The following is an 18,942-nucleotide window of genomic DNA, read 5'->3' as shown; positions in this document are numbered from 1 at the left end:
CCCGGTCATCAGTTGTCTTTCTTGGCCTCGGTGCGAACCGACAGCGTCTTGCTCACCACCACCGGCTGACCCTTGAGCTGGTTGAGGGCTTGCTGCAACTGGAAGTCTTTTTCGCTGCCGAACTCGGGCACCAGGCGCTGGTTCGGGTTCTTCTTGGCTTCTTCTTCCAGGCGCTTGCGGGCGGCCTCGCGTTCCTGGTCGCGCTGCTGCTCGGCGGCGCGCTGGGCGTCGGTCATGGGCTGGTCGCCCTTGCCTTCGGGGCCATTCACCAGGTGCTTCTGCAGGTCGGCCTCGCGGGTGCGAAGGGCGGCGAACAGGTTGCCTTCGGGGGTTTCGTCCACCATCACGTCGGGCACGATGCCCTTGGCTTGAATGGAGTTGCCCGAGGGCGTGTAGTAGCGCGCGGTGGTGAGCTTCAGGCCGGTGTCGGGGCCGAGCGGGCGCACCGTCTGCACCGAGCCCTTGCCGAAGGTCTGGCTGCCCATGATGGTGGCGCGCTTGTGGTCTTGCAGGGCGCCAGCCACGATTTCGCTGGCCGAGGCCGAGCCTTCGTTCACCAGCACCACCAGCGGAATGCGCTTGTACAGGCCGTTGGTGGCCTCGGTCAGGCGCTTGACCGGGTCGCTGCCGCCGCGGCGCAGGTAGTGCTGCGGCGTGGCCTTGTAGGTGAACTTGCTGTCGGCGAGCTGGCCGTTGGTGGACACCACCGTCACGTTCTCGGGCAGGAACACGGCCGACAGCGCCACGGCGGCGTCCAGCAGACCGCCCGGGTCGTTGCGCAGGTCCAGCACCAGGCCTTTGAGCTTGGGATCGGCCTTGGCCAGTTCTTCGAGCTTGCGGGCGAAGTCTTCGGTGGTGCGTTCCTGGAACTGGGACACGCGAATCCAGGCGTAGCCCGGCTCGATGCCACGCGACTTCACGCTCTGGGTCTTGATTTCCTCGCGCGTGATGGTCACGGGGAAGGTGCGGTCTTCGTCCTTGCGCAGGATGGTGAGCAGCACCTTGGTGCGGGGCTCGCCGCGCATGAGTTTGACGGCCTCGTTGATCGTGAGGCCCTTGACCGGGGTGTCGTCGATCTTGGTGATCAGGTCGCCGCTCTTGAGACCGGCGCGGTAGGCGGGCGAGTCTTCGATGGGGGACACCACCTTGACCAGGCCGTCTTCCATGGTGATCTCGATGCCCACGCCCACGAAGCGGCCGCTGGTGCCCTCGCGGAATTCCTTGAAGGACTTTTTGTCGAAGTACTGCGAGTGGGGGTCGAGGCTGGCCACCATGCCCGAGATGGCCTCGGAGATGAGCTTTTTCTCATCCACCGGCTCCACATAGTCGCTCTTGACCATGCCGAACACGGCCGCGAGTTGCTGCAACTCTTCCAGCGGCAGCGGGGCCAGTGTGTTGCGGGCCACGGCCTGCAACTGCACCGTGGTCAACGCCCCGGCCACCGCGCCCACCGCGATCCAGCCGGCAATCTTGAGCTTGTGACTCACCTGTTTCGCCATCGAAACCACCTTCGCAAAATTCGCTCGCGCGCAAGCCAACGGGGCTTACGGTCCGGGCCAATATACACCTAGGACACAGGCCCGGGCCACGGGTTCCCTCGGGCCTGGGCGGGCCTTGTGTCTCGCCGGTTGCCGCAGGGCCTCAGGCCTTGCCCTGGGCCGCCACGGCGGCGGCCGCTCGGGCAGCGGCTTCTGCGTCGCCCAGGTAGTAGTGGCGAATGGGCTTGAGGTCGGCGTCGAGCTCGTACACCAGCGGGATGCCGTTGGGGATGTTCAGGCCCACGATGTCCTGGTCGGAGATGCCGTCCAGGTACTTCACCAGGGCGCGGATGCTGTTGCCGTGGGCGGCCACGACCACGCGCTTGCCGCTCTTGATGGCCGGGGCCAGGGCCTCGGTCCAGAAGGGCGTGACGCGCTCCACGGTGTCCTTCAGGCATTCGGTCAGGGGCACCTGCTCGGGGTTGAGCAGGGCGTAGCGGCGGTCGCTGCGCTCACAGCGCGGGTCGGTGGGCTCCAGGGCCGGCGGCGGGGTGTCGTAGCTGCGGCGCCAGACCAGCACCTGCTCGTCGCCGTACTGCTTGGCCATGTCGGCCTTGTTCAGGCCTTGCAGGGCGCCGTAGTGGCGCTCGTTCAGGCGCCAGTTCTTGACCACCGGCAGCCAGGTGCGGTCCATGGCGTCGAGCACGTACCACAGGGTGTGGATCGCACGCTTGAGCACGCTGGTGTAGGCGATGTCGAAATCCCAGCCCTCGGCCTTGAGCAGTTGGCCAGCGGACATGGCCTGCGACACGCCAGTGGGCGTGAGGTCCACGTCGGTCCAGCCAGTGAAGCGGTTTTCCAGGTTCCAGGTGGATTCGCCGTGGCGAATCAGGACGAGCTTGTACATGGTTGAGCAGCGGTGAGGAGGGAGAAATCGGGGCCGGGTGGGCCGGCTTGGCGCGGCGCGCGCCGTGGTGCAGCCGGGCATTCTAAAATCCCGCGCTTACTCGAAAGGTGCAAGACGTGAGTTTCTTTATCGACAACTGGGTTCTGATCGCCGCGGCTTTTGTGTCTGGCGCCATGCTGGTGTGGCCGGCGGTGAAGGCCGGCGGGCGTGCCGGCACGCTGGGCGTGAACGACGCGGTGCTGCTCATGAACCGCGAAAAGGCGGTGGTGGTGGACGTGTGCGAAGCCAACGAATTCGCGGCTGGCCACATCATCGGTGCCAAGCACGTGCCCCTGGGCGAGCTGGAAGCCAAGCTGCCGGGCACGGTGAAAAACAAGGCCAACCCGGTGATCTTCGTGTGCGCCTCGGGCGCCCGCTCCAACCGCGCGGTGGCCGTGGCCAAGAAGCTGGGCTATGAGAACGCCCAATCCCTCTCGGGCGGCATGGGTGCCTGGCGCGAAGCCAACATGCCCATCGAAAAAGCCTGATCATCCGGCCTGTTTCCAAGAGGTTCCGAATGGCCAAGGTCACCATTTACTCCAGCGATTTCTGTCCCTATTGCAGCCGCGCCAAGGCCCTGTTGCAGGCGCGGGGCGCCGACTACGAAGAGATCGTGGTCGACGGCAAGCCCGATGTGCGCGCCCACATGACCAAGCTCACCGGCCGCACCAGCGTGCCGCAGATCTTCATTGGCGACACCCACGTGGGCGGCTGCGACGACCTGCACGCCCTGGACGCGCGCGACGGCCTGGTGCCGATGCTGCAAGCCTGAAAGCCAGCGGCGAAGCGTCACTTTCGGGCTGACATAATCGGCCCAGTGCCCGCTGCGGGGGACGCCTCCCACAGCGGGTTTGTTTTGTCTGACCCATCGAGATTGATATGGCCGAGAACCAGGACCCCGTCTTCCAGATTCAGCGCGTTTACCTCAAGGAAGCGTCGCTGGAGCAACCCAATTCCCCGGCCATCCTGCTGGAGCAGGAACAACCCAGCGTGGACATCCAGCTGGGCGTGGAAGCCACCCCGGTGGCCGAGGGCGTGTACGAGGTCAGCGTGACCGCCACCGTGCAGACCAAGATCAAGGACAAGACGGTGTTCCTGGTGGAGGCCAAGCAGGCCGGCATCTTCGAGATTCGCAACCTGCCGCAAGACCAGATGGGCCCCATCATGGGCATCGCCTGCCCGCAGATCGTCTATCCCTACTTGCGCGGCAACGTGGCCGACCTGATCGTGCGCGCCGGTTTCCCGCCGGTGCACCTGGCCGAGATCAACTTCCAGGCCATGTACGAGCAGCAGCAGGCGCAAACCGCCGGCGGCACCCAGTAAGGCGGTGGCGCGCGTGACAGGCGCCCCCCTGAACATCACCATCCTGGGCGCCGGGGCCTGGGGCACGGCGCTGGCCATCAGCGCAGCCCGCCACGGCGCGGCCCAGGTCACCCTCTGGGCCCGCGACCCGGCCCAGGCGGCCAAGCTGGCCTCGACCCGCGAAAACCGGCGCTACCTGCCCGGCATCCCCTTCCCCGACAGCCTGCTCGTCGCCAGCGGTGAGCCTTTGCCAGCCGCCGATCTGGTGGTGGTGGGCACGCCCATGGCCGGCCTTCGGGGCTGGTTGAGCGCCCTGGCCGAGCGGCAGGTGCCGGTGGCCTGGTTGTGCAAGGGCTTTGAGCGGCCCCAGGCGGGCGGCTCGGCCGTGGGCCTGATGGGCCACGAAATTGCGGCCGAGGTGGCGCCGGGCCTGGTCACCGGCGTGCTCAGTGGCCCCAGCTTTGCGCAGGAAGTGGCGCGCGGCCAGCCCACCGCGCTGGTGGCGGCCAGCCGCCACGCGACCATGCGAGAGGCCTTGGTGACTGCCTTTCACAGCCCCAGCCTGCGCGTCTACGCCAACGATGACGTGGTGGGCGTTGAGGTGGGCGGCGCCGTGAAGAACGTGCTGGCCATCGCCACCGGCTTCTGCGACGGCCTGGACCTGGGCCTGAACGCGCGCGCCGCCCTCATCACCCGGGGCCTGGCCGAAATGACGCGCCTGGGCGTGGCCCTGGGGGCGCAGGCCGAAACCTTCATGGGCCTCTCGGGCCTGGGCGACCTGGTGCTCACCGCCACGGGCGATCTGTCGCGCAACCGGCAGGTGGGGCGCTTGCTGGCGCAGGGCCGCACCTTGGCGCAGGCGGTGGAATCGCTCGGCCACGTGGCCGAGGGCGTGTACAGCGCGCAGACCGTGGTGCAACGCGCCCGGGCGCTGGGGGTGGACATGCCCATCAGCGAGGCCGTGGTGGCCCTGCTGGACGGCGCCTTGCGCCCCGAGCAGGCGGTGGCCGCGCTCATGGGGCGCGACCCGAAGCACGAGGGCCTCTGAGGCCTCTCGCGCTCAATCGCTTTAGATCTCGAAGTTGTCGATCAGGCGCGTCTTGCCCAGGCGCGCGGCGCCCAGCACCACCAGCGGCTCACCGGCCTTGGGGGCCTGCAAGTCGGCACGGCGGCGCACGGTGAGGTAGTCGGGCTGCCAGCCACGGGCCGCCAGGCCTTCCATGGCGCGGCGCTCCAGCTCGGGCAGGTGGCGCTCCAGGCCATCGGCTGCGGCCAGGGCGTCGCGGCCCAAGGCGCGCAGGGCCAGCGAGAGTTGCACGGCCTCGGCCCGCTCGGCTTCACTGAGGTAGCCGTTGCGTGAACTGAGCGCCAGGCCATCGGGGGCGCGCTGCGTTTCGCTGCCCACGATGGTGATGGGCAGGGCGAACTGCTTCACCATGTTGCGGATCACCATCTGCTGCTGGTAGTCCTTCTTGCCAAATACCGCGAAGCGCTCGCCCTTGGCCTCGGAGAAGGCGCACTGGAAGAGCTTCATCACCACGGTGCACACGCCGGTGAAGAAACCGGGGCGGAAGTGGCCTTCCAGGATGTCGGCCAGTTCGGTGGGCGGCGTCACCTTAAAGCCTTGCGGCTCGGGGTACATCTCTTTTTCGCTGGGCGCGAACACCACGTCGCATCCCACCGACTCCAGCTTCCGGCAGTCGGCTTCGAGCGTGCGGGGGTAGGTGTCGAAGTCTTCGTGCGGCGCGAACTGCAGGCGGTTCACGAACACGCTGGCCACGGTCACGTCGCCCAGGGGCTTGGCGGTTCGCACCAGTTCCAGGTGCCCGTCGTGCAGGTTGCCCATGGTGGGCACCAGGGCGGGGGAGTGGTAGGGGCGCAGCGCCGCGCGCAGGTCATCGATGGTGTGGACGAGTTTCATGACGGCAGGGTGGGAGTTGGGGCCAGTGGGTGCCGCGGAACCGCCCTTCGACGCGCTCAGGACGGGCCGCTGGCACCGCCCCTTGAGTGGAAGAGGCGGGTGGCGCCGGTTAGCGGGTGGGCGGTGTCACCAGGCGTGCAGGGCGTCGTCAGGGAAGCTGCCTTCCTTGACGGCGCGCACGTAGGCGGCCATGGCGTCGCGCACCGAGGCGGCGCCTTCCATGAAGTTGCGAACGAACTTCGGGTTCTTGCCCAGGTTGATGCCGAGCATGTCGTGCATCACCAGCACCTGGCCCGCGCAGGCTTTGCCCGCGCCGATGCCGATGGTGTGGCAGGTCTTGAGCGAGTCGGTGATCTCGGCCGACAGGGCCGCGGGCACCATCTCCAGCACCAGCATGGTGGCGCCAGCGTCTTGCAGTTCGAGCGAGTGCCGCTTGAGTTGCAGCGCGGCCGCGTCGTCGCGGCCCTGCACCCGGTAGCCGCCCAGCGCGTGCACGGTTTGCGGCGTCAGGCCCAGGTGGGCGCACACGGGAATGCCGCGCTCCACCAGGAAGCGCACGGTCTCGGCCGTCCAGCCGCCGCCTTCGAGCTTGACCATGTGGGCGCCAGCGCGCACCAGTTCGGTGGCGCTGCGCAGAGCCTGCTCTCTGGATTCGTGGTAGCTGCCGAAGGGCAGGTCGGCGATGACCCAGGCCGTGCCTTGCACGCGGCGCAGGCCGCGCACCACGCTCTCGGTGTGGTACGCCATGGTCTCCAGGGTGACGCCAGCGGTGCTGGCCAGGCCTTGGCAGACCATGCCCAGCGAGTCGCCCACCAGAATGCACTCGACGCCCGCGGCGTCGGCCACGGCAGCGAAGGTGGCGTCGTAGGAGGTGAGCATGGTGATCTTTTCACCGCGCTCGCGCATCTCGTTCAATCGGGGAAGGCTCACCGGCTTGCGCTGTGGCAGGGGCGATGCGGACGGCAGGGTGCCATACGGGGTGGCCGTGGTCGGGTTGGGGTTGCTCATGTCCAGTGGCCCGTGTCTCGCCGGGCGTTGTCTGAGAATCCGGGGACTATAGTCCATCCCGTTATCCTTGGACCCCCCATGAAGCACCTCTCTGACTACACCGCGGCCGACCTGGCCGAGCTGGCCCGCCAAGACGTGGCGCGGGCCCTGGCCGAAGACGTGGGCACCGGCGACCTGACCGCTGCCCTGGTTGACCCCGCCCGCCCCGCACGGGCCCGCATCCTGGCGCGCGAGAGCGCTGTGATCTGTGGCACCCCCTGGGTGCAGGCCGCCGTGCACGCGCTGGACCCCAATGCCCGCCTCACCTGGCACGTGACCGAGGGCCAGCGCTGCGAGGCCAATCAGGTTGTGCTCAGCATCGACGGCCTGGCCCAGCCGCTGCTCAGCGCCGAGCGCACGGCGCTGAACTTCCTGCAACTGCTCAGCGCCGTGGCCACCAAGACCGCCACCTTCGTGCAGGCCGTGGCCGGCACGCGCGCGGCCATCGTGGACACCCGCAAGACCCTGCCCGGCCTGCGCCTGGCGCAGAAGTACGCGGTCACCACCGGCGGTGGCGTGAACCACCGCGTGGGCCTGTACGACGCGGTGCTGATCAAAGAGAACCACATCGCCGCCGCCGGTGGTGTGGCCGCGGTGCTGCAGCGCGTGCGCGAGACCGCGCCGCAGGCCCGCTTTGTGGAAATCGAGGTGGAGACCCTGGCCCAGCTCGACGAGGCCCTGCGCTGCGGCGCCACCATGGTGCTGCTGGACAACATGGACATCCCCACCCTGCAGGAAGCGGTGCGCCTGAATGCCGGTCGCGCCATCCTGGAGATTTCGGGTGGGGTGAACCTGGACACGGTGCGCGCCCTTGCAGAAACCGGGGTGGACCGCATCTCCATTGGTGCCCTGACCAAGGACGTCAAGGCCATCGATTTCTCCATGCGCTTTGAAGCGCTTTGACCCCTCACCGGAGCGCCACCATGAGCACCGCCACCTCGGGCGTCATTGACGTCGAATACGAACAACCCGCCTGCCCCACGCAACACGCCTGGGCCCGCGTGCCGGTGGAGCCCAGCCCCACCGAGCGCGCCGCGCTGAAAGACAAGATCCGCCGCCTGCTCAAAGAGCGCAACGCGGTGATGGTCTCGCACTATTACGTGCACCCCGACCTGCAAGACCTGGCCATCGAGACCGGTGGCATCGTGAGCGACTCGCTGGAGATGGCCCGCTTCGGGCGCGACCACGCGGCCACCACGCTGGTGGTGTCTGGCGTGCGCTTCATGGGCGAGACGGCCAAGATCCTGAGCCCCGAGAAGACGGTGCTCATGCCCGACCTGGACGCCAACTGCTCGCTTGACCTGGGCTGCCCCATCGAGCAGTTCAGCGCCTTCTGCGACGCCCACCCCGACCGCACCGTGGTGGTGTACGCCAACACCAGCGCGGCCGTAAAGGCCCGCTCGGACTGGCTGGTCACCTCAAGCTGCGCGCTGGACATCGTGAAGGCCCTGAAGGACAAGGGCCACAAGATTCTGTGGGCGCCCGACAAGCACCTGGGTGGCTACATCCAGCGCGAAACCGGCGCCGACATGCTGATGTGGAACGGCTCGTGCATCGTGCACGACGAGTTCAAGGCCTTCGAGCTGGCCGAGCTGAAAAAGGCCCACCCGCAGGCCAAGGTGCTGGTGCACCCCGAGAGCCCGGCCGACGTGATCGCCCTGGCCGACGCCGTGGGCTCCACCTCGGCCATTCTGAAGGCCGCGCGCGAGCTGGACGCGCCCGAGTTCATCGTGGCCACCGACAAGGGCATGATGCATTCGCTGCGCCAGCAGAACCCGGGCAAGGTCTTCATTGAAGCGCCCACCGCTGGCAACAGTGCTACCTGCAAGAGCTGCGCGCACTGCCCCTGGATGGCCATGAACAGCCTGGCCGGCGTGGCCCGCGTGCTGGAGGCTGGCCTGAACGAGATCCACGTGGACCCGGCCTTGATTCCCCGCGCCCGCGTGCCGATCGATCGCATGCTGGCCTTCACCGCCGCGCACAAGGCCGGTCACGACGCCGGCGCGCTGGTGCCCAACATCGGCGCCGCGTGAGCGGCGGCGATTCGACCGCAGCGCCCCACGCCTTCATCGACTTCGCCGCCAGTGGCCTGCCCGGCCAGCCGGGTGTGCGCCTGGCGTTTGGCCAGCCGCTGCGGGTCTGGCAGGCGCACACACCGGATGAGGTGAAGCCGGTGCTGCAAGCCGTGCAGCGCGAGGCCGCCGAGGGCCGATGGTGCGTGGGGTGGGTGGCCTACGAGGCAGCGCCCGCGTTTGACGCGGCCCTGCCTGTGCACGCGCCCGACGGGCCGCTGGCCTGGTTCGCCGTGCACGAGACACCGCTGCCGCCTGTTGCCGACGGCCTGTTTGGCGAGGTGCGCGCCCAGTGGCAAACGGCCGGCGATGCCCGCCGCTTCGCCGCCGATGTGGCCCACATCCAGCGGGCCATTGCCCAGGGCCGGGTGTACCAGGTGAACCACACCGCGCGTTGGCCGGGTGAGCTGGCTCAAGGCTCGGCCTGGCGCCTGTTCCAGGCCTTGCACCAGGAGCAGCCTGGGGGCTACGCTGCGTTCATCGACATGGGTGACGGGCAGGTGCTCAGCGTGTCGCCCGAGCTGTTTTTCGACTGGGACGGCCAGCGCATTCTGCTGCGGCCCATGAAGGGCACCGCCCCGCGCCACGCCGAGCCGCAGGCCGATGCCGCCCTGGCCGATGGCCTGCGCGCCTCGGTCAAAGAGCGGGCCGAGAACGTGATGATCGTGGACCTGATCCGCAACGACGTGTCGCGCGTGGCCGAGCCGTTTTCGGTGACCGTGTCCGAGTTGTTTGGCGTGCGCGGCTTGCCCACCGTCTGGCAAATGACGTCCGACGTGCAGGCGCAGACGCGGGCCGGCGTGGCCCTGGTCGATGTGTTCACCGCCTTGTTCCCCTGTGGCTCCATCACGGGCGCGCCCAAGCGCGAGGCCATGCGCCTGGTCCGCGAGCTGGAGCCCGATGCCCGGGGCGTGTACTGCGGTGCCGTGGGCGTGGTGCGCCCGGGTGGCGGCGCCACCTTCAACGTGGCCATTCGCACGGTGCAGGCCCGGGGCCGCTCGCTGCGCCTGGGCGTGGGCAGCGGCATCACGGCCGGTGCCCACGCCAGTGCCGAGTGGCAGGAATGGCGGCACAAGCGCTGCTTTGCCGAGCGGGCCAGTGAGCCGTTTGACTTGCTGGAGACCTTGGCGCTGCAAGACGGCCGCTTTCGCTTTGTGGACGAACACCTGGCCCGCCTAGCCCGCAGCGCGCGCCACTTCGGCTTTGCCTGCGACGCCCAGCGCGTGCGCGCCTGCCTGGCCAATCTGACCCAAGGCCGTGAGCAGGGCCTGTGGCGCGTGCGCCTGACGCTGCGCCGCGACGGCACGCCCGCCGCCACCGCCGTGGCCACCGAGCCCACGGCGGGGCCGGTGTCACTGGTGCTGGCCAGTGAGGCGTTTGAGGCGGCCGACAGCGAGTTCGTGGCCCACAAGACCACGCGCCGCGGGCATTACGACGCGGCCCTGCGCCCCGAGGGCTTTGACACCGTGTTGTGGAACGAGCGGGGCGAGCTGACCGAGTGCACGCGCGGCAACCTCGCTTTGTGCCTGGACGGGCAATGGTTCACGCCGGCCGCGGCCTGTGGCCTGTTGCCTGGCGTGGGGCGCGAGGTGGCCCTGCGCGAAGGCCGCCTGCAAGAGGCGGTGCTCACCCGTGAGCACCTGCAGCGCGCCGAGGCCCTGGCCTTTCTGAACAGCCTGCGCGGCTGGCTGCCGGCCACGCTGCTGGGTTGAGCGGGTGCCGCGTCAGCGCGCCGGCGGCACCAGGATGGTGGGCTTGGCCTCGGGCAGCAGATCGGGGTAGTCGCGGCTGAAGTGCAGGCCACGGCTCTCGTGGCGCATCATGGCCGACATCACGATCAGGTCGGCCACCTGCACCAGGTTGCGCAGCTCCAGCAGGTCGCGCGTGACGTGAAACTGCGAATAGAACTCATGGATTTCGCGCTGCAGCAGGGCGATGCGGTGCGCCGCGCGCTCCAGGCGTTTGTTGGTGCGCACGATGCCCACGTAGTCCCACATGAAGCGGCGCAGCTCGTCCCAGTTGTGCGAGATCACCACCATCTCGTCCGCGTCGGTCACGCGGCTGTCGTCCCACAGCGGCAGCTCGGGCAGGGTGGCGGCGCCGGCCTGGCGAATGGCCGTGACGGCGGCTTGCGCGAACACCATGCACTCCACCAGCGAGTTGCTGGCCAGGCGGTTGGCGCCGTGCAGGCCGGTGCAGGTGGTCTCGCCCACGGCGTAGAGGCCGGCCACTTCGGTGCGGCCGTTCAGGTCGGTGACCACGCCGCCGCAGGTGTAGTGGGCCGCCGGCACCACCGGAATGGGTTCCTTGGTGATGTCGATGCCCAGCTCGGCGCAGCGCGCCAGGATGTTGGGGAAGTGCTCGCGCAGGAACTCGGGGCTCTGGTGCGAGATGTCCAGGTGCACGCAGTCCAGGCCGTGCTTCTTCATCTCGAAGTCGATGGCGCGGGCCACCACGTCGCGCGGCGCCAGCTCGGCGCGCGGGTCGTGGTCGGGCATGAAGCGGCGCCCGCCCAGGTGTGGCGGCAGCTTGAGCAGGCCGCCTTCGCCGCGCACCGCTTCCGAGATGAGGAAGCTCTTGGCGTGCGGGTGGTACAGGCAGGTGGGGTGGAACTGAATGAATTCCATGTTGCCCACCTTGCAGCCCGCGCGCCAGGCCGCGGCAATGCCGTCGCCGGTGGCGGTGTCGGGGTTGGTGGTGTAGAGGTAAACCTTGCCGGCGCCGCCGGTGGCCAGCACGGTGTGCTGGGCCTCGAAGGTGACCACCTGGTCGGCCACGGTGTCGAGCACATAGGCGCCGAAGCAGCGGCGCTCGCCGCGCGGGCCGGCCAGGCGGCGGTCGGTGATGAGGTCCACCAGCATGTGGTGCTCGAACACCTGCACATTGGGCGTGGCCCGCACGCGCTCGATCAGCGTGGCCTGCACGGCAGCGCCCGTGGCGTCGGCGGCGTGCACGATGCGCCGGTGGCTGTGGCCGCCTTCGCGGGTGAGGTGCAGCTCGCCGTGCTCGGTGGTGAAGGGCACGCCCAGTTCGCGCAGCCAGGCCACGGCGGCGGGTGCGTGCTCCACGGTGAACTCGGTGGCCTCGCGGTCGCACAGGCCGGCGCCGGCCACCAGGGTGTCTTCCACGTGCGAGGCGTAGCTGTCGCCCTCGGCCATCACGGCGGCGATGCCGCCCTGCGCCCAGTTGCTGGAGCCGTCGGTGAGGGCGCGCTTGGTGATCACCGCCACGCGGTGGGTGGGGGCCAGGTTCAGGGCCGCGGTCAGGCCAGCCAGGCCGCTGCCGATGATGAGAACGTCGAAGCGGTGCAGTGCAGTCATGGAGATGGGGGGAGGCTAGCTCGGGGTGTAGGCCAGGCGCACATAGATGGGCGCGAAGGCCTCGGCCTGGGTGAGCTCAATGAGGGTTTCTTTGGCGAGTTCGAGCATGGCGATGAAGGTCACCACCAGCACTGGCGTGCCTTGCGAGACGTCGAACAGGTCGCCGAACTCGACGAACTTGCGGCCTTGCAGCTTGCGCAGCACGATGCTCATGTGCTCGCGCACGGAGAGTTCTTCGCGGCTGATCTTGTGGTGCTGCACGAGTTTGGCGCGCTTGAGGATGTCGCGCCACGCACTCTGCAGATCGCCCACGTCCACGTCAGGGAATCGCGGCGCCAGGGCCTGTTCCACATAGACCTGGGCGCGCAGGAAATCGCGGCCGTACTGGGGCAGCTCGGTCAGGCGCTGCGCGGCCAGTTTCATCTGCTCGTATTCCAGCAGGCGGCGCACCAACTCGGCGCGAGGGTCTTCTGCCTCTTCGCCCTCGGGGGTCTTCTTCGGGGGCAGCAGCATGCGCGACTTGATCTCGATCAGCATGGCCGCCATCAGCAGGTACTCGGCCGCCAGTTCGAGGTTGCTGGCCCGGATTTCGTCGACGTAGGCCAGGTACTGTCGCGTGACCGCGGCCATGGGGATGTCGAGGATGTTGAAGTTCTGCTTGCGGATGAGGTAGAGCAGCAGGTCCAGCGGGCCCTCGAAGGCCTCGAGGAAGACGCGCAGCGCGTCGGGCGGGATGTAGAGGTCTTGCGGCAGCTTGAACAGCGGCTCGCCGTACAGGCGGGCCAGCGCCACGTGGTCCACCACCGTGGGCAACACCTCATCGAGGCCCGGCGGCGCTTCGTCGAGCGAGTGGACCTCGGTGTTGCTCATGCCGCCTGGCTCACTTCAGGAGCGCGTCGGTCTGGTAAACGTAGGGCTTCTGCGGCACGCGGGCGGCTTGGGCGTCGGCCTGGAAGTCGCGGTCGATGGCCTTGTCCCACAGCAGGGCACGGCCTTCGCGCTGGGCCTTGTCGAGCTCGGGCTTGGTGGCCTTGAGCTTCTCGATGAACTGCGTCGCGTCGGAGGTGTAGTGCGGGCGGGCAAAGAACGACATGGCGAGGGGCTGGGTGGGTGAAAACCCGGCATTTTACGGCGCGGCGGTTGTCCAGCGGGTCAGTCGCCCGATGAAGCCGGTGCGCTGCAGCAGCGACAGCGGCTGGGGCTGCAGCCCTGTGATGGCCAGGCTGCCGCCCTGGCGGTGCACCGCCTTGTGCAGTTGCTCCAGCGCGTCCAGCCCGGTGGTGTCCAGGGCAATGAGCTGGTGGGCGTCGATCGTCACGTCCAGTGGCGTGGCCGATGCCTCAACGGCCGCCACGATGGGGTCAATCTTGGTGACCGCGCCAAAGAACAGCGAGCCGTAGAGCCGCACGGCCAGGCCCTGGTCGGTGCGGCCGGTGATGTCGGCGCGGAAGATGTCGCTCTGGCGGCGCACGAACAGCACCACCGCCAGCACCAGGCCCAGCTCCACCGCCACCGTCAGGTCAAACACGATGGTCACGGCAAAGGTGGACACCAGCATCAGCCGGTAGTGGTGGCTGAAGTGGCGCAGGCGGCCGAACTCGCGCCACTCGCCCATGTTCCAGGCCACGAACAGCAGCACCCCGGCCAGCACCGCCAGCGGAATGTGGGCCGCCAGCGGCGCGGCGATCAGCACCACCGCCGCCAGCGTGAGCGCGTGCACCACGCCCGCCACCGGCGTGGCCGCGCCCGAGCGGATGTTGGTGACGGTGCGCGCAATGGTGCCGGTGACGGGCATGCCGCCAAAGAAGGGCACCACCAGGTTGGCCACGCCCTGCGCCATCAGCTCCTGGTTCGGGTCGTGCTTGGGGCCTTCGAACAGTTGGTCGGCCACGCGCGCGCACAGCAGCGATTCGATGGCGCCCAGCAGCGCGATGGTGAGCGTGGGCGTGACCAGCAGGCGCACCGTCTCCCACGAGAAATCGGGCAACTCGAAGGCCGGCAGCGATTGGGGAATGCCACCAAAGCGCGTGCCGATGGTCTCCACCGGCATCTTCAGCGCCCAGGCCAGCAGCGAGAGCGTCACCAGCGCCACCACCGGGGCCGGCAGGCGCGAGGTGGCGCGCAGGGCGCTGGTGGTGTCCAGGCCTTCGAGCTGGCGCCGAAAGCGCGAGTCCACCGCCCACAGGCGCGGCCACACGAACAGGCCCAGCACGCACAGCGCGCCCAGCAGCAAGGCCCAGGGGTTGAAGCTGTCGCGGTGGGCCACCAGGGCCTGCAACTGGCCGAACACGCTGCCCGGCATCTTGGCGATCTCAAGCCCCAGCAGGTCGCGCAGTTGTGACAGCGCGATCAGCACCGCGATGCCGTTGGTGAAGCCAATCACCACGCTCACCGGCACGTAGCGCACCAGCACGCCCAGCCGGAACAGGCCCAGCAGGAACAGCAGCACGCCCGCGCTGGCCGTGGCGATGAGCAGGTTGGCCACGCCGTAGCGTTCGACGATGCCGTACACGATGACGATGAAGGCCCCGGCCGGCCCGCCAATCTGCACCGAGGTGCCGCCCAGCGCCGCCACCAGAAAGCCGCCGATGATGGCCGTCCACAAACCCGCCTGGGGCGGCAGGCCGCTGGCGATGGCGAAGGCCATGGCCAGGGGCAGCGCCACGATGCCCACCGTGGCGCCCGCGCCGATGTCGCGCATCAGCAGCTCTCGCCGGTAGCCCCGCAGGGCCGTGGCGGCGCGCGGGCGGAAGGGGGCGAGCGGGGGCAGTCCAAAGGCCATTCGGGCATGTTACCCCTGGCAACAGGCCGCCTGGCTGACACGGCACAGGGGCGCAGGTCGGGACTTACACTGACCTTTTTGCATTCGCGGAGGACGTGGACCATGCGACAACAACAAGGCTGGTGGTGGCGGGCGCTGCGCCCGGTGCTCGCGGTGCTGGGCGCGGTGGGTTTCGTGGGCGCCTGCGACCTGCAGAACATCGCCGAGCTGGAGCCGGGCGTGTCCACCGAGGCCGACGTGCGCGAGCGCTTCGGCCCGCCCGAGGCGGTGTGGGACGGTGACGACGGCGCGCAGGTGTACGAGTACAGCCGCCAGCCGGCTGGCCACGTGAACTACATGATCACCATCGGCCCCGACGGCCGCATGATCGCGCTGGAACAGGTGCTGACCGAAGAGAACTTCGCCAAGGTGCAGCCCGGCATGCCCATGGAGCAGGTGCGGCGGATGCTGGGCAAGCCGATGAAGGTGTCCACCTACCCGCTCAAGCGCGAGACGCATTACGACTGGCGCTACCTCGACGACAACCGCGTGGAATCGCGCGTGTTCACCGTGGTCTTCAACCCCGACCTGCGCGTGGTGCGCACCGGCTCCGAGCCCGACCCCGATCTCATCAAGAACCGCTGACGCGCGGCGCCCGTGCCCAGCAAAAAGCCGCCCGAGGGCGGCTTTTTCCGTGGCGGATGGTGCGCATCGCTGTAGGGTTGAAGCCGAAGGATCCAGTGCGGCAGGGCCGATGCCCCGGCCTGGTCGTGGGGACGCACGGCGCCCAGGACGGCAGCGAGTCAGGGAGGTGTTTGTGCCAGGCAAAGCGCAGACGCTCTTGCGGCCCTTGGCAGTGAAGCTGGACACGCTGGACCTTTTTGCTTTCCAGCCACCGCAATACATCTCCTCACTCTTCTCGTGCCAGCGACACTCCCCGCCCCGCAGCGGCCTGGATGTGCGCCACGAATCCATCTCCCTCGGGCCGATACCGCACCACCAAAACGGCCTGCACCGCGGCTGCATGATCGAACCCGACCAGAAGTTCGAGCTTGCCCTGGACCAGTTGGTCAAGAATTTGCTCGATATCGCTGCGAATCGGCGAGGTGGAGATAGCCGACTGAATCAATGGTTTGCACTGCGCCCACAGCTCGGGTACACGGTGCGCCAGGACGACAGCGACCGAGCCGTAAATCACGAGGATCGGCCCTCGTCAGAGGCCAACGTTCGCAGAAAGGCAGCCACCGGCGCCAGTACCGCTTCGGGGTCCGCCGCTGCGTCCATGAGGCCGAACACGTGATCCTTTCCCGGAACGGGCAGCAGATCGGCCTTCACACCGTTCCGTGCAGCGGCACCGATCCACCGTCCCGCGTCACGGAAATCCACCTTCTCGTCGGCATCTGCGTGCATGACAAGCACGCGACCGCCCGTGGGCCAGCGGCGCAGAAGCTCGGCCGCCCCCACGTCCGAGAAAGCGCGGATTAGGGCGCGGTCGGCTTGCCGCAGGGCGATGGCGGGTGAATCCGCCGGGCCGCTGATGAATCTCTCATAGTGATCTGCCTGGCTTCGCCAGGCTGCACGATCGCGCATCTGCGGCTCGCGCGGCCCGGCCACCTGGCAGAAGGCCTGCCGCAGGATGGTCTTGCGCAGGCCCCGCGCCGGGCATGCGGCCAGTATCACCACCGGCAAGGGGTGCAAGGCCGGTGCGATATCGGCCGCAACCAGCCCTCCCAGGCTGTGACCCGCGATCACCAGTGCCGGCCCGGACTTGGCCCGGTGCCGCTCGATCAAGGCCAGCAGCGCGCGCCGGTGATCGAGGTGGGTGACCGACGCATCCGACCTGCGCGCCACCGACAGAACGTCATACCCCTCGCGCGAGAAAAAGCGTATCCATGGGAGATAGCCCAGGTTCTCACCCAGGCGCGTGAAGCCTCTCGCGTCATATTCGCCCGAGCCTCCGATGAGCACGAACAGACCACGCGAGCGCCCCTGGGCGGGCGTCCTAAGACCTGTCAGAGGGGCACCAGTGGCAAGCAGGGCGTCGGCATCCGCCAGTTCATCCCGGAATCGAATGCCCGGCTCGGCAACGGCATCGACGGTGGCCGGGGCGCACAGTCGATCACGCCAGCGCATCATTTGCGTCCGGTCGTCCCCGGCCAGCGGCTTCAAGCTCAGCGAAGCCCCCTGGGCCATCAGCTCCAGGCATTCCGACTGGCCGGGCCCGGGCCAGCGGTAACGCAGGCCCAAGGCCGGGCAGGTCAACGTGTCAGCCTCTTTCTCCAGACGCAGGCCGAGCGTTCGATTGAGCTCCGGGATCAGCACCGCATACGTCGTGCCATCGCCCGGCCTCAACCGCTGCACGGCATGGCGCATCAGCAGCAGCAAGGCCGCGAAGTTGTTGTGCTCGATCACCGCGTGCACGACGGGTCCATCAATCAGCACCGGTTCACCGGAATCCGTCGTCAGCCATCGCCGGCCGAGCGCATCGAAGCGGTAGGCCAGGGTCCGGCCATCGCTAGTCTCGGACCGGAAGCCCATCACCGTCCCCTCTGCACCGAACCGGGTCACGCTGCTTGACGAACTGGCCTGGCCCGGTGAACGGGCCGTGCCGATGGTGCAAGCCACCAGCGCAAGGGGCAACGGGGTGTCCGGCCCTCGCTCGCACCAGGCGAACGAGGTGGCGACGTTCGCTCCGTTCAGATCGAGCTCGAAACGGAACTCCTCCACCTGGCCCGGCGCTGCTTGCTCTGGAAGAGGCCGGTGATTCAAGTCAGACATGCTTCACGCTCCAACTTGGCAGCCACCTCCCTACCGACCACGACACTATGCTTTCGAAGCACGGCGATTGCAGCAGGCTGACGCACCAGGTCTTCACAAGCCTCGCACATCGAGGCATAGCGTTCACGTGTGGTCACTGTCCGGCTGCGGTCGAGGGCTTGCGCCAACTGCAGGAGCCGATATGGCCCAATCGCGGAAATTGCATTGACCAGCAGATCCAACGCAGCTTCTCGTGCCACGGAGCTCGGACTCTGAGTAAGAACTTCACCGAAGTCGAGTACCTCGTTGCCAGCGGCCTCGATGCCACAACAAGCCACCAGATGACCGCTAGGTGCGAGCGCAGCTGAACGGATGGCCCAAGGGCAGGCCATGTCAAGCTGCGCCTGTGATGACGGATAAAACAGGTCGTCATCTCCCACATGCTCGCGCGCGCGTCCAATGCGCTGCAGAAGCCCGTTCGAGAGCATGTAGGTTGATCCGTCTTTGCTTACAGCGCGCGGCTGTGTCTGGCTGCCCTGATCGTCGAATCGCACTTCAATGTCAGGCTCATTCAGTTCCCTACGGATGAAATCCGGCGTGATCTTGCTCTGTGGTCCATAACAATTGGCGATTGCGACGTTGAGAAATCCCTGTCCTTTGCTCGCTCTCCACGCGCGCACGATGTTGTCGAACGAGATGAAGGGCAGATGGAAATCGTCTGCGCTCAGATTCAACTCCGCAAGGCCTGCCTCCCGCAACGTGCGCACCATCTTACGTGCGGCATAGTCACTCGTTGCCCAGGACGCATTGGTGACCATTCTTGTGGGGATACCACGAGCATCACAGTGAGCGATAGCGTCCAGTAGGCTTCCCTTCATGAGCGTTGGCTCTCCTCCTGCAAAGACCACGACCTGCAATCCTGATACCTCATGCAGGTCGTCGATGACACGGGTCATCGTCTCCAGAGAAAGACGGCCCCGTCGTTGTGGTGAGGAATGAACCGTGCAGTGCCCGCATGCGGCGGTGCAGGTGTTTGTGGTCAGGACGGTGAGCATGGTGGGGAACAATGGCTTCACATAAATCTCCCTGATGTTCTGTCAAAGAGGGCAGACACAACGCCCGCCCTCTGCTCACTTGCTTACAGAAGGCCTCCCGCCTGAAGTCCCCTCGATTTCCTGAGCCAGTCAGAAGTAGAGGTTGGGGAACAGTTTGACACGGTACTCGACCGGTGGGATTCGGCCGAGGGCTTGATGGGGTCGGTGGTGGTTGTAGCCGTGTAGCCAATCTGACCTGCCCCCCATAAGGCGTACCAGTTGAAGGTTAGTAGAGTCCGTTTAC

20 protein-coding genes are annotated in these 18,942 nt (G+C 67.7%); 8 read left to right on the top strand and 12 right to left on the bottom strand.

What is annotated here, in order from left to right:
- Positions 1-8: 8 nt before the first annotated feature.
- Both ACE3RQ_RS17495 and gpmA read right to left on the bottom strand, forming a co-directional pair.
- Complete coding sequence (locus ACE3RQ_RS17495) at positions 9-1,487, bottom strand: S41 family peptidase (RefSeq protein ID WP_374523400.1); 1,479 nt, start codon at positions 1,485-1,487, stop codon at positions 9-11.
- Positions 1,488-1,641: 154 nt separating this feature from the next.
- Complete coding sequence (gene gpmA, locus ACE3RQ_RS17490; protein WP_374523357.1) at positions 1,642-2,385, bottom strand: 2,3-diphosphoglycerate-dependent phosphoglycerate mutase; 744 nt, start codon at positions 2,383-2,385, stop codon at positions 1,642-1,644.
- A gap of 116 nt (positions 2,386-2,501) precedes the next feature.
- On the opposite strand from gpmA, the gene ACE3RQ_RS17485 reads away from it, so the two are divergent.
- The 4 genes from ACE3RQ_RS17485 to ACE3RQ_RS17470 all read left to right on the top strand — a co-directional run bounded on the left by ACE3RQ_RS17485 (position 2,502) and on the right by ACE3RQ_RS17470 (position 4,774).
- Positions 2,502-2,912: a rhodanese-like domain-containing protein gene (locus ACE3RQ_RS17485; protein ID WP_374523356.1), complete on the top strand. Its 411-nt coding sequence runs from the start codon at positions 2,502-2,504 to the stop codon at positions 2,910-2,912.
- Between the two features lie 29 nt (positions 2,913-2,941).
- Positions 2,942-3,196: a glutaredoxin 3 gene (grxC, locus tag ACE3RQ_RS17480; protein ID WP_374523355.1), complete on the top strand. Its 255-nt coding sequence runs from the start codon at positions 2,942-2,944 to the stop codon at positions 3,194-3,196.
- A gap of 107 nt (positions 3,197-3,303) precedes the next feature.
- Positions 3,304-3,747, top strand: a complete 444-nt coding sequence (gene secB, locus ACE3RQ_RS17475) for a protein-export chaperone SecB (RefSeq protein ID WP_374523354.1) — start codon at positions 3,304-3,306, stop codon at positions 3,745-3,747.
- Positions 3,748-3,775: 28 nt separating this feature from the next.
- Complete coding sequence (locus ACE3RQ_RS17470; RefSeq protein WP_374523399.1) at positions 3,776-4,774, top strand: NAD(P)H-dependent glycerol-3-phosphate dehydrogenase; 999 nt, start codon at positions 3,776-3,778, stop codon at positions 4,772-4,774.
- A 21-nt stretch (positions 4,775-4,795) separates the two neighbouring features.
- On the opposite strand, the gene panC is transcribed toward ACE3RQ_RS17470, so the two are convergent.
- Positions 4,796-5,647 carry a pantoate--beta-alanine ligase gene (gene panC / locus ACE3RQ_RS17465; protein ID WP_374523353.1) on the bottom strand — a complete coding sequence of 284 codons (852 nt, stop codon included), beginning with the start codon at positions 5,645-5,647 and terminating at the stop codon, positions 4,796-4,798.
- Positions 5,648-5,773: 126 nt separating this feature from the next.
- Positions 5,774-6,655: a 3-methyl-2-oxobutanoate hydroxymethyltransferase gene (gene panB, locus ACE3RQ_RS17460; RefSeq protein ID WP_374523352.1), complete on the bottom strand. Its 882-nt coding sequence runs from the start codon at positions 6,653-6,655 to the stop codon at positions 5,774-5,776.
- Positions 6,656-6,733: 78 nt separating this feature from the next.
- Between panB and nadC the strand changes: the two genes are divergently transcribed.
- Genes nadC through ACE3RQ_RS17445 form a run of 3 tightly spaced genes read left to right on the top strand, consistent with a single transcriptional unit; the run spans position 6,734 to position 10,478 of the window.
- The gene (nadC, locus tag ACE3RQ_RS17455) at positions 6,734-7,597 is read left to right on the top strand and encodes a carboxylating nicotinate-nucleotide diphosphorylase (protein ID WP_374523351.1); all 864 of its coding nucleotides are present in this window, start codon (positions 6,734-6,736) and stop codon (positions 7,595-7,597) included.
- Positions 7,598-7,617: 20 nt separating this feature from the next.
- Positions 7,618-8,727, top strand: coding sequence for a quinolinate synthase NadA (nadA, locus tag ACE3RQ_RS17450; protein WP_374523350.1), 1,110 nt, complete (start codon positions 7,618-7,620; stop codon positions 8,725-8,727).
- Positions 8,724-10,478 carry a chorismate-binding protein gene (locus tag ACE3RQ_RS17445; RefSeq protein WP_374523349.1) on the top strand — a complete coding sequence of 585 codons (1,755 nt, stop codon included), beginning with the start codon at positions 8,724-8,726 and terminating at the stop codon, positions 10,476-10,478. Before nadA ends, ACE3RQ_RS17445 begins: the two co-directional genes overlap by 4 nt.
- Before the next feature lie 12 nt (positions 10,479-10,490).
- On the opposite strand, the gene nadB is transcribed toward ACE3RQ_RS17445, so the two are convergent.
- Genes nadB through ACE3RQ_RS17425 form a run of 4 tightly spaced genes read right to left on the bottom strand, consistent with a single transcriptional unit; the run spans position 10,491 to position 14,868 of the window.
- Positions 10,491-12,086, bottom strand: a complete 1,596-nt coding sequence (nadB, locus tag ACE3RQ_RS17440) for an L-aspartate oxidase (protein ID WP_374523348.1) — start codon at positions 12,084-12,086, stop codon at positions 10,491-10,493.
- A gap of 15 nt (positions 12,087-12,101) precedes the next feature.
- Entirely contained in the window at positions 12,102-12,956 is an 855-nt protein-coding gene (locus tag ACE3RQ_RS17435) for a ScpA family protein (protein WP_374523347.1), read from the bottom strand.
- 10 nt (positions 12,957-12,966) lie between these two features.
- A complete protein-coding gene (locus ACE3RQ_RS17430) occupies positions 12,967-13,179 on the bottom strand; it encodes a DUF3460 family protein (protein WP_374523346.1) in 213 nt (70 codons plus the stop codon).
- A gap of 33 nt (positions 13,180-13,212) precedes the next feature.
- On the bottom strand, positions 13,213-14,868 hold the full coding sequence (locus ACE3RQ_RS17425; protein ID WP_374523345.1) for a SulP family inorganic anion transporter: 1,656 nt from the start codon (positions 14,866-14,868) through the stop codon (positions 13,213-13,215).
- A gap of 102 nt (positions 14,869-14,970) precedes the next feature.
- Here ACE3RQ_RS17425 and bamE point away from each other — a divergent pair, with 102 nt between their 5' ends.
- Complete coding sequence (gene bamE / locus ACE3RQ_RS17420; protein ID WP_374523344.1) at positions 14,971-15,492, top strand: outer membrane protein assembly factor BamE; 522 nt, start codon at positions 14,971-14,973, stop codon at positions 15,490-15,492.
- 265 nt (positions 15,493-15,757) lie between these two features.
- On the opposite strand, the gene ACE3RQ_RS17415 is transcribed toward bamE, so the two are convergent.
- The 4 genes from ACE3RQ_RS17415 to ACE3RQ_RS17400 form a co-directional block, all read right to left on the bottom strand.
- A complete protein-coding gene (locus ACE3RQ_RS17415; RefSeq protein ID WP_374523343.1) occupies positions 15,758-16,045 on the bottom strand; it encodes a hypothetical protein in 288 nt (95 codons plus the stop codon).
- A complete protein-coding gene (locus ACE3RQ_RS17410; protein ID WP_374523342.1) occupies positions 16,042-17,625 on the bottom strand; it encodes an alpha/beta hydrolase family protein in 1,584 nt (527 codons plus the stop codon). The genes ACE3RQ_RS17415 and ACE3RQ_RS17410 overlap by 4 nt, the downstream gene beginning before the upstream one ends.
- Positions 17,613-18,659, bottom strand: a complete 1,047-nt coding sequence (locus tag ACE3RQ_RS17405) for a radical SAM protein (protein ID WP_374523341.1) — start codon at positions 18,657-18,659, stop codon at positions 17,613-17,615. The genes ACE3RQ_RS17410 and ACE3RQ_RS17405 overlap by 13 nt, the downstream gene beginning before the upstream one ends.
- Positions 18,660-18,788: 129 nt before the next feature.
- Positions 18,789-18,905, bottom strand: coding sequence for an integrase core domain-containing protein (locus tag ACE3RQ_RS17400; RefSeq protein ID WP_374523340.1), 117 nt, complete (start codon positions 18,903-18,905; stop codon positions 18,789-18,791).
- Positions 18,906-18,942: the final 37 nt, after the last annotated feature.

The organism is Hydrogenophaga sp., from assembly GCF_041913525.1.
Taxonomy (GTDB): Bacteria; Pseudomonadota; Gammaproteobacteria; order Burkholderiales; family Burkholderiaceae_C; genus Hydrogenophaga.
Note: the sequence above shows the minus strand (reverse complement) of the source record. Positions and strands in the feature narration are given on the sequence as shown.

What these genes read in the sequence shown, in the direction of transcription:
- ACE3RQ_RS17405 (WP_374523341.1), bottom strand. Translation starts at nt 18,659, where the DNA reads ATGCTCACCGTCCTGACCACAAACACCTGCACCGCCGCATGCGGGCAC.
- ACE3RQ_RS17410 (WP_374523342.1), bottom strand. Translation starts at nt 17,625, where the DNA reads ATGTCTGACTTGAATCACCGGCCTCTTCCAGAGCAAGCAGCGCCGGGC.
- ACE3RQ_RS17430 (WP_374523346.1), bottom strand. Translation starts at nt 13,179, where the DNA reads ATGTCGTTCTTTGCCCGCCCGCACTACACCTCCGACGCGACGCAGTTC.
- ACE3RQ_RS17435 (WP_374523347.1), bottom strand. Translation starts at nt 12,956, where the DNA reads ATGAGCAACACCGAGGTCCACTCGCTCGACGAAGCGCCGCCGGGCCTC.
- secB (WP_374523354.1), top strand. Translation starts at nt 3,304, where the DNA reads ATGGCCGAGAACCAGGACCCCGTCTTCCAGATTCAGCGCGTTTACCTC.
- panC (WP_374523353.1), bottom strand. Translation starts at nt 5,647, where the DNA reads ATGAAACTCGTCCACACCATCGATGACCTGCGCGCGGCGCTGCGCCCC.
- ACE3RQ_RS17400 (WP_374523340.1), bottom strand. Translation starts at nt 18,905, where the DNA reads ATGGGGGGCAGGTCAGATTGGCTACACGGCTACAACCACCACCGACCC.
- gpmA (WP_374523357.1), bottom strand. Translation starts at nt 2,385, where the DNA reads ATGTACAAGCTCGTCCTGATTCGCCACGGCGAATCCACCTGGAACCTG.
- bamE (WP_374523344.1), top strand. Translation starts at nt 14,971, where the DNA reads ATGCGACAACAACAAGGCTGGTGGTGGCGGGCGCTGCGCCCGGTGCTC.
- nadC (WP_374523351.1), top strand. Translation starts at nt 6,734, where the DNA reads ATGAAGCACCTCTCTGACTACACCGCGGCCGACCTGGCCGAGCTGGCC.
- panB (WP_374523352.1), bottom strand. Translation starts at nt 6,655, where the DNA reads ATGAGCAACCCCAACCCGACCACGGCCACCCCGTATGGCACCCTGCCG.
- grxC (WP_374523355.1), top strand. Translation starts at nt 2,942, where the DNA reads ATGGCCAAGGTCACCATTTACTCCAGCGATTTCTGTCCCTATTGCAGC.
- nadB (WP_374523348.1), bottom strand. Translation starts at nt 12,086, where the DNA reads ATGACTGCACTGCACCGCTTCGACGTTCTCATCATCGGCAGCGGCCTG.
- nadA (WP_374523350.1), top strand. Translation starts at nt 7,618, where the DNA reads ATGAGCACCGCCACCTCGGGCGTCATTGACGTCGAATACGAACAACCC.
- ACE3RQ_RS17425 (WP_374523345.1), bottom strand. Translation starts at nt 14,868, where the DNA reads ATGGCCTTTGGACTGCCCCCGCTCGCCCCCTTCCGCCCGCGCGCCGCC.